Source organism: Streptomyces sp. B15, from assembly GCF_018070605.1.
Lineage (GTDB): Bacteria > Actinomycetota > Actinomycetes > Streptomycetales > Streptomycetaceae > Streptomyces > Streptomyces smyrnaeus.
The window spans coordinates 78,571-86,581 of record NZ_JAGPXJ010000014.1 but is presented as its reverse complement, the minus strand read 5'-3'; the positions used below and the strand labels follow the sequence as shown (position 1 = coordinate 86,581).

Sequence of the window (8,011 nt, the reverse complement as noted above, 5' to 3'; positions counted from 1 at the left end):
GCAACCCGACCGGCCCCGCCGACACGGGTCAGTTCGCACGGCCGGGCTCGCAGGCCGGCCCGTCCGCCACGGGTGAGTACGCGCGTCCGGGCTCGCCGACCGAGGGGCCGGGCAGTACGAGCGAGATTCCGCGTATCACCCCGGACGGCCCCGTCGACACCGGCCAGTTCGCACAGCCGGGCAACCCGGGCGGCCCCGCCGACACGGGTCAGTTCGCACGGCCGGGCTCGCAGGCCGGCCCGTCCGCCACGGGTGAGTACGCGCGTCCGGGCTCGCCGACCGAGGGGCCGGGCAGTACGAGCGAGATTCCGCGTATCACCCCGGACGGCCCCGTCGACACCGGCGAGTACGCACAGCCGGGCAACCCCGGCGGTCCCGGGCACAACGGGCAGTTCGCCCACCCGCAGGCGGGCGGCGGCCCCGGCGACACCGCGCAGTTCGCGCGCCCCACTTTCGGCGATGCCCCGGCGGACCGCCCGGCGGACGCGGAGCAGAGCCGGCCGAGCTGGGCCCGGCCCGAGCAGGGCCCCGGTGACGAGAACACCCCACGCGGCCACGACGAGCCCGAGGGCACCGGGGAGTACCCCCGCCCGGCACACCCCGGAGCGGAACAGGGCCACCAGGGCCAGGGTCACCAGAGGCTGGGACAGGATCTCTCGGGTCCGCAGCGGTCGGGCGCGAATCCGGCCGAGGGCATACCGTCCGGTCCTCCGGCCCCCGCGGACGCGCCGACACCGATCTTCGCCTCCATGGAGTCCAACTGGTTCCGTGGTCCGAGCCCGTCCGCCCCGCAGCCGCCGGCGCAGCCGAGCCGTCCCGAGCAGGCGCACGGCGCCGACCAGGACGGCAGCCGGAACCCGCAGGCCGGCCCCGGTGCCGACGGCGGTCCCGGACAGCAGCCGGCCCAGGCGCCCACCCCGCGTCCGGGGCAGCCCGCCTCGGCCGTGCCTCCGCTGCCGCAGCGCCAGTCGGCGCCGGGCAGCGGCGCGGTCGGCGGTGCGGAACAGGGCGGGGCAGGTGCCGAAGCCGGTTGGGGTGCCTCACCCAACGACGAGCGCTGGCGCCGTGCCGAGCAGCTTCGTCAGCCCGCAGCAGGCGGAGTGACCACCTCTGGTCTGCCGCGCCGGGTGCCCCGCGCCAACCTGGTGGCGGGCACCGCGCAACAGCAGCAGCCCTCCGTACAGGCCGGTCCCCAGGTCTCCCGCTCGCCGGACGACGTGCGTGGTCGGCTGACCAATCTCCGCCGCGGTATCCAGCAGGGCCGACAGGCCGGCACGGACAACCGCGGCGCAGGTCCCACCTATCAGCAGGAGCGTTAGTTGAGTCCGATGAGCCAGGCTGCGCAAAATCTGAACTGGTTGATCACCAACTTCGTGGAGAACACCCCTGGGGTGTCGCACACGGTGGTGGTCTCCGCCGACGGCCTGCTTCTGGCCATGTCGGAGGGCTTTCCGCGGGACCGCGCCGATCAGCTGGCGGCGGTCGCCTCGGGGCTCACCTCGCTGACGGCGGGTGCCTCCCGCATCTTCGAGGGCGGTAGCGTCAATCAGACGGTTGTGGAGATGGAGCGGGGATTCCTGTTCATCATGTCCATCTCCGACGGGTCCTCGCTGGCCGTCCTCGCTCACCCCGAAGCGGACATCGGCCTCATCGGCTACGAGATGGCGCTCCTGGTGGACCGTGCAGGAAGCGTACTCACTCCCGACGTACGCGCGGAACTCCAGGGAAGCATCCTCAACTGATCATCACGCTCCCCCCACCTGAGCACCACAGTCCGTTCGCCGACCCCATGCCTCGCTCGGAGGAGCCATGACCCCGCCGCCCGCTTCGCACGATCCGTACGGTGTGCACAATGCGCACGCGCCGTACGGAGGTGAGGGCGACCAGCCTCTGGTGCGTCCGTATGCCATGACGGGCGGGCGCACCCGGCCGCGCTACCAGCTCGCCATCGAGGCTCTGGTGAGCAGCAGCGCGGACCCGATGCAACTGCAGGGGCTGCTTCCCGAGCACCAGCGGATCTGCCACCTGTGCCGGGAGGTCAAATCGGTCGCGGAGATCTCCGCGCTGCTCGCCATCCCGCTGGGGGTGGCCCGCATTCTCGTTGCCGACCTCGCCGAGGCCGGGATGGTGGCCATCCACCAGCCGGGCAGCGCCTCGGACCCGGGCGGCGCCCCCGACGTGACGTTGCTGGAAAGGGTGCTCAGTGGACTTCGTAAGCTCTAGCCCGCAGATGGACCCCGCCGGGCGGCAGCCGACCCCGCCTGTGGGGCCGATGGGTTCCATGGGACAGACGAGCCAGCAGGGCTACGGCATGCCCGCGGCCGGACGGTCCACCACCTCCGCGAAGATCGTGGTGGCCGGCGGATTCGGCGTGGGCAAGACGACCTTCGTCGGTGCGGTCTCGGAGATCAACCCGCTGCGCACCGAGGCCGTGATGACCTCCGCGTCGGCGGGTATCGACGACCTGACCCACACCGGGGGCAAGACGACCACCACGGTGGCCATGGATTTCGGCCGGATCACCCTGGACGACGATCTGATCCTGTATCTGTTCGGTACGCCGGGTCAGGACCGTTTCTGGTTCATGTGGGACGACCTGGTGCGCGGTGCGATCGGTGCGGTCGTGCTGGTGGACACCCGCCGGCTGGCGGACTGCTTCCCGGCGGTGGACTACTTCGAGAACAGCGGGCTGCCGTTCGTCATCGCCCTCAACGGCTTCGACGGCCACCAGCCCTACTCGCCCGAAGAGGTCCGCGAAGCCCTCCAGATCGGCCCGGACGCACCCATCATCACCACGGACGCCCGGCACCGGGCCGACGCCAAGAGCGCGCTGATCACCCTGGTGGAACACGCCCTGATGGCACGTCTGCGCTGATTCCGGTACCTCGGGGCACCTCATGACCGGAGGCCGGGGAGGGTCAGGGGCCGGACAGCCCCGCCCCTGACCGCAGGGCGAGTGGAATACGCTGGGGTCTCAGCCATTGGAACCGGCACCGAAGGACCCCCGTGCGCATCGCAAGATTCTCCCTGGACGGAACCGTAGGTTTCGGCGTCGTCGAGGGTGAGCCCTCAACCCAAGAGGGCCCTGTCCTCGACATCATCAAGGGCCATCCCTTCGCCGAGTTCGAGCGCACGGGCCAGAAGCTCCCCATGAGCAAGGTCCGTATCCTCCCGCCCACCCTTCCCAACAAGGTGGTGGCGATCGGCAGGAACTACGCCGAGCACGCCAAGGAGCTCGGCAACGAGGTGCCCGAGATCCCCGTCACCTTCCTCAAACCGTCCACCTCGGTGATCGGCCCGAACGACCCGATCGGCTATCCGTCCTTCTCCGAGGAGCTGCACCACGAGGCGGAGCTGGCCGTGGTGATCGGCCGGCTGTGCAAGGACGTGCCGCGCGAGCGCGCCAAGGACGTCATCCTCGGCTACACCTGCGCCAACGACATCACCGCGCGTGACGTGCAGCGTACGGAGAAGCAGTGGGCCCGCGCCAAGGGCTTCGACGGCTCCTGCCCGCTGGGCCCCTGGACGGAGACCGAGCTGGACCCGTCGGACGTCGGCATCATGTGCACCGTCAACGGTGAACAGCGCCAGCTGGGCCGTACCAGCGAGATGATCCGGCCCATCGAGGACCTGATCGTCCACATCACCCAGGCCATGACGCTGCTGCCGGGTGATGTCATCCTCACCGGCACCCCCGCGGGCGTCGGCCCCCTCAACGTCGGCGACGAGGTCGCCGTCACCATCGAAGGAATCGGCACTCTCACCAATAAGGTGATCAAGCGTGACTAACGCGACCGCGGGCACGGACGTCCGCGTACGTTTCTGTCCCTCCCCGACCGGTAACCCCCATGTGGGTCTGGTCCGTACCGCCCTGTTCAACTGGGCGTACGCCCGGCACACCGGCGGCACCCTGGTCTTCCGCATCGAGGACACCGACGCGGCGCGTGACTCGGAGGAGTCCTACGAGCAGCTGCTGGACGCGATGCGCTGGCTGGGCCTCGACTGGGACGAGGGGCCTCAGGTGGGCGGCCCGCACGGCCCCTACCGCCAGTCCCAGCGGACGGACATCTACGCGGACGTCGCACGCAAGCTGCTGGACGGCGGCTACGCCTACCCCTGCTACTGCACCGCCGAAGAGCTCGAGCAGCGCCGCGAGCAGGCCCGCAAGGAAGGCCGCCCCTCCGGTTACGACGGCCGCTGCCGGGAGCTGACCGGCGAGCAGATCGCCGCCTACGAGGCCGAGGGGCGCAGCCACGTCGTCCGCTTCCGGATGCCGGACGAGCCGATCACCTTCACCGACCTGGTGCGCGGTGAGATCACCTTCCAGCCGGAGAACGTCACCGACTACGGCATCCTGCGCACCAACGGCGCACCGCTGTACACGCTGGTCAACCCGGTCGATGACGCGCTGATGGACATCACGCACGTGCTGCGCGGCGAGGATCTGCTCTCCTCCACCCCACGTCAGATCGCGCTCTACAAGGCCCTGATGGAACTGGGTGTCGCCCAGCGCGTGCCCCAGTTCGGGCACCTGCCGTATGTGATGGGAGAGGGCAACAAGAAGCTCTCCAAGCGCGACCCGCAGTCCTCCCTCAACCTCTACCGCGAGCGCGGCTTCCTTCCCGAGGGCCTGCTCAACTACCTCTCCCTCCTCGGCTGGTCGATCGCCGAGGACCGGGACATCTTCTCGATGGACGAGATGGTCGCCGCCTTCGACATCCACGAGGTCAACTCCAACCCGGCGCGCTTCGACCTGAAGAAGTGCGAGGCCATCAACGCCACGCACCTGCGCGAGATGCCGCTGAAGGACTTCATCGCCGCCTGCGAGCCGTGGCTGAAGGCGCCGCACGCCCCCTGGGACGAGGCGAACTTCTCCCAGCAGGCCTTCGAGGAGCTGGCCCCGCTGGCCCAGACCCGGCTCACGGTCCTGGCGGACATCACCGACAACGTCGACTTCCTCTTCCTGGACGAGCCGGTTCAGGACGAGAAGTCCTGGCAGAAGGCGATGAAGGAGGGCTCGGACGCTCTGCTGCGCACGGCCCGCGCCAAGCTGGAGACGGCCGACTGGTCCTCCCCCGACGCCCTCAAGGACGCGGTCCTGGCCGCCGGCGAGGAGCACGGCCTCAAGCTGGGCAAGGCCCAGGCCCCGGTCCGGGTGGCCGTCACAGGGCGCACCGTCGGCCTGCCCCTCTTCGAGTCCCTCCAGGTGCTGGGCAAGGACCGCACCTTGGCCCGTATCGACGCGGCCCTGGCCAAGCTCGGTTCCTAGCAGCCGAGGTGGGGACGGTGCCCGGAGGGAGCCCGGGAACTCGTTTTGGAGCACCGTCCCCCATCAGGTAATGTTCTTCCTGTCGCCGAACGGGGCAGGCCGCAAAGGCCGGATCCGGGAGGCGGTCACCCAGACAAAATCCCCGCAAGGGGTTGCGTTTCGGTGGGCTATGGTGTAATTGGCAGCACGACTGATTCTGGTTCAGTTAGTCTAGGTTCGAGTCCTGGTAGCCCAGCAAGATCCGCGTTGTGGGCAGCACTGTTCACGTTCCGCGAGATCGAGCCCCCGTTGTGTAGCGGCCTAGCACGCCGCCCTCTCAAGGCGGTAGCGCCGGTTCGAATCCGGTCGGGGGTACGGATTCCGTCCGGGATCATCCGATCCGGGTGGGATCACAGATAGGGCCCCCGTTGTGTAGCGGCCTAGCACGCCGCCCTCTCAAGGCGGTAGCGCCGGTTCGAATCCGGTCGGGGGTACTCGATCCACCGAAGCCCCGCACCCTTGGTGCGGGGCTTCGTCGTGTGCGGCTCGGCACCGCCGGGCTCTCTCCCGGTCACGCCTCAGCCGCGGAACCGCCGCGCGGACTCCTGTGCCTGTGCCAGCCGCCGCAGGCTCAGCAGAACCGGCTCGAAGAGCACGGTCAGGGCCACGCTCGCCTCCACCTGTTCGACTTCGCCGGGCAGGCCCTCCAGCAGGTCCAGATCGGCCTCGGAGACCTGAGCCGCGATATGTGCGTACCGCCGCAGATGACCGGCCTCACAGGGGTATCCGAGCCGCACCAGCGTGGCGACGGCGCGCACCAGCGTCTCGTAGGCGGGGCTCCCGGGCCCGAACTGGTCCCAGCCGAGGTGCTCCAGCAGGCTGCTGACCTCCTGCCGTGCCGTCTCGGTGGCGTCGTCGTCCTCCTCCTCGGGATTGGGGCCCTGCGCGGGCCCCGGGAGCGCCCAGGTGGCGATGCCCAGCCGGGAGTGCTGGTCGAGACCGGTGTCATCCACGGCGGCCAGCACCTCGCGGGCCGTGGCCACCGGCATCCGGCCCACTTGGATGAGCGCGCGCACCAGTCGCAGCCTGTGCAGGTGTTCCTCGCCGTAGCCGGCCTGGGTCGCGCTGATCCGTTCGCCCGGAGGCAGCAGCCCCTCGCGCAGATAGAACTTGATCGTGGCGGTGGGGACACCGCTGCGTGCGCTCAGCTCGGCCAGCCGCATTCCGCGTTCCTCCCTCGGTGCTTGTTCCCTCCGGCTCCTGTGCCGGTATTCCGCTGGCCCTTCTCGCCGGAGAGTGGCACTATCCAACCATGGATAGCGCAACTATCCGACACAGTTGGCAGAACGGCCGAGGGGGTTCCATGGGCAGCAAGGTGATCGAGGGACGCAGGACGGCGGACGCGGAGGGGGAGGTGGTCGTCTTCCTCATCGGTATGCGGATCAACCGGCTGCGGGCGGTGCGCAGTTGGCTGCCCGCGCTGATGGCGATGCCCCGGATGCTGCGTGAGCTGGGCGCCGACGACTCCAGCGGTCTGATCTCGGCCCGCTACGCGGTGAGTGGTCCCCGGGAGTTCGCGGTGGTGCAGTACTGGCGCTCCACCCAGCAGCTCTTCGACTACGCGGCGGCCCAGGACAAGGCGCACCGTCCCGCCTGGGCGGCGTTCAACCGCCGGATCAGGAAGAGCCGGGGCAGCGTGGGCGTCTGGCACGAGACGTACCGCGTCCCGGCGGGCGGCTATGAGTCCGTCTACGTCGACATGCCCGCGTACGGACTCGCGTCCGCGTACGGCTCCGCCCCGGTCGCCACCCGGGGCGACCGGGCGCGTGAGCGGATGGCGGAGGTCTGACGCGCCGCTGGACGGTGCTGTTGAACGGAGGGCGCGGGGCGGCGACGGCGTGACGCGGCGAAGGCGGGCGGAAGCACCGCGTACACGCCACCTGTGGGCCCGTGCGGACAGCTCGCGGGTGCCGGGGCGGCGGTCACCGCTCACAGGTGGCGCGTACGCGCACTCCTCAGCCCGGGCGCCGCAGCGACTCGCTGAGGCGGGCGGCCGCGTCCACGATGGCCTGGGCGTGCATCCGCCCCGGGTGCCGGGTCAGACGCTCGATGGGGCCGGAGACGGAGACGGCGGCCACCACGCGGTTGGAAGGGCCGCGTACGGGCGCTGAGACGGACGCGACGCCCGGTTCGCGCTCGCCGATCGACTGGGCCCAGCCGCGGCGCCGTACGCCCGACAGCGCGGTGGCGGTGAAGCGGGCGCCCTGCAGGCCGCGGTGCAGCCGCTCGGGCTCCTCCCAGGCCATCAGGATCTGTGCGGCGGAGCCCGCCTTCATCGGCAGGGTGGAGCCGACCGGCACGGTGTCGCGCAGGCCGGAGAGGCGTTCGGCCGCGGCCACGCAGATGCGCATGTCGCCCTGGCGCCGGTAGAGCTGGGCGCTCTCGCCGGTCACATCGCGTAGGTGGGTGAGTACCGGGCCTGCCGCCGCGAGCAGCCGGTCCTCGCCCGCCGCCGCTGCCAGCTCGCCCAGTCGCGGGCCGAGGATGAAGCGGCCCTGCATGTCGCGGGCCACCATGCGGTGGTGCTCGAGAGCCACCGCGAGCCGGTGCGCCGTGGGGCGCGCGAGACCGGTCGCGGAGACCAGCCCGGCGAGGGTGGCCGGACCGGACTCCAGAGCGCTCAGTACCAGAGCTGCCTTGTCGAGAACGCCGACGCCGCTAGAGTTGTCCATGCGTCGATACTCACGTCTCAGAGTGTGAAAC

Annotated in this window: 8 protein-coding genes, 3 tRNA genes and 1 pseudogene; 10 read left to right on the top strand and 2 right to left on the bottom strand. The window is 70.4% G+C overall.

What is annotated here, in order from left to right; all coding sequences use genetic code 11:
- The 9 genes and pseudogenes from KBY19_RS36330 to KBY19_RS09585 all read left to right on the top strand — a co-directional run.
- Positions 1–1,319: pseudogene (locus KBY19_RS36330) on the top strand (histidine kinase); the annotation flags it as partial.
- 9 nt (positions 1,320–1,328) lie between these two features.
- Entirely contained in the window at positions 1,329–1,742 is a 414-nt protein-coding gene (locus KBY19_RS09620; RefSeq protein ID WP_099884543.1) for a roadblock/LC7 domain-containing protein, read from the top strand.
- Between the two features lie 67 nt (positions 1,743–1,809).
- A complete protein-coding gene (locus KBY19_RS09615) occupies positions 1,810–2,223 on the top strand; it encodes a DUF742 domain-containing protein (protein WP_210965589.1) in 414 nt (137 codons plus the stop codon).
- Between the two features lie 58 nt (positions 2,224–2,281).
- Positions 2,282–2,875: an ATP/GTP-binding protein gene (locus KBY19_RS09610; protein ID WP_247690790.1), complete on the top strand. Its 594-nt coding sequence runs from the start codon at positions 2,282–2,284 to the stop codon at positions 2,873–2,875.
- Positions 2,876–3,006: 131 nt separating this feature from the next.
- On the top strand, positions 3,007–3,789 hold the full coding sequence (locus tag KBY19_RS09605) for a fumarylacetoacetate hydrolase family protein (RefSeq protein ID WP_099884552.1): 783 nt from the start codon (positions 3,007–3,009) through the stop codon (positions 3,787–3,789).
- Entirely contained in the window at positions 3,782–5,269 is a 1,488-nt protein-coding gene (gene gltX / locus KBY19_RS09600) for a glutamate--tRNA ligase (protein ID WP_099884554.1), read from the top strand. Before KBY19_RS09605 ends, gltX begins: the two co-directional genes overlap by 8 nt.
- 163 nt (positions 5,270–5,432) lie before the next feature.
- Positions 5,433–5,504: transfer RNA gene (locus tag KBY19_RS09595), tRNA-Gln, on the top strand.
- A gap of 46 nt (positions 5,505–5,550) precedes the next feature.
- Positions 5,551–5,623: transfer RNA gene (locus tag KBY19_RS09590), tRNA-Glu, on the top strand.
- 46 nt (positions 5,624–5,669) lie between these two features.
- Positions 5,670–5,742: transfer RNA gene (locus tag KBY19_RS09585), tRNA-Glu, on the top strand.
- An 84-nt stretch (positions 5,743–5,826) separates the two neighbouring features.
- Here the strand turns inward: KBY19_RS09585 and KBY19_RS09580 are convergent.
- Positions 5,827–6,471: a MerR family transcriptional regulator gene (locus KBY19_RS09580; RefSeq protein ID WP_099884556.1), complete on the bottom strand. Its 645-nt coding sequence runs from the start codon at positions 6,469–6,471 to the stop codon at positions 5,827–5,829.
- Positions 6,472–6,611: 140 nt separating this feature from the next.
- On the opposite strand from KBY19_RS09580, the gene KBY19_RS09575 reads away from it, so the two are divergent.
- Positions 6,612–7,097, top strand: coding sequence for a DUF4188 domain-containing protein (locus tag KBY19_RS09575; protein WP_210965588.1), 486 nt, complete (start codon positions 6,612–6,614; stop codon positions 7,095–7,097).
- A 166-nt stretch (positions 7,098–7,263) separates the two neighbouring features.
- Here the strand turns inward: KBY19_RS09575 and ndgR are convergent, their stop codons facing one another.
- Complete coding sequence (ndgR, locus tag KBY19_RS09570; RefSeq protein WP_099884559.1) at positions 7,264–7,980, bottom strand: IclR family transcriptional regulator NdgR; 717 nt, start codon at positions 7,978–7,980, stop codon at positions 7,264–7,266.
- Positions 7,981–8,011 lie beyond the last annotated feature (31 nt).